The 336-nt window shown below is 66.4% G+C and carries 1 protein-coding gene; it reads right to left on the bottom strand.

Annotated elements, in window-relative coordinates; translation table 11 throughout:
- The coding region (locus EN861_RS34645; RefSeq protein WP_135928232.1) for an SDR family oxidoreductase at positions 1-336 on the bottom strand (336 nt) is incomplete at both ends.

Here is a 336-nt window from a genome sequence, read left to right as displayed (position 1 = left end):
TGGGCGCGCATGCGGTTTTCGAGCGACGGGCTCTCCACCGTGCCGGGACAGATGGCGTTGCAGCGGATGCCCCTGGCGACATAGTCGGCGGCGATCGATTTGGTCAGGCCGATCACGGCCGCCTTGGTCACGCCATAGGCGAAGCGGTTCGGCACGCCCTTCGGCGCGCCGGCGACCGAGGCCATGTTGATGATCGAGCCGTCGCCATGCTCCAGCATGCCGGGCAGCACGGCGCGGATGGTGCGGATCATCGAGCGGACATTGAGGTTCAAGGCGAAGTCGAGATCGGCATCCGTCATTTCGAGGATCGAGCCCGCATGGACGAAGCCGGCGCAG

The sequence above is a fragment of the Mesorhizobium sp. M8A.F.Ca.ET.218.01.1.1 genome, from assembly GCF_004791165.1.
Lineage (GTDB): Bacteria > Pseudomonadota > Alphaproteobacteria > Rhizobiales > Rhizobiaceae > Mesorhizobium.
The sequence above is the reverse complement of the archived record's forward strand: the minus strand, read 5'-3'. Positions and strand labels throughout refer to the sequence as shown.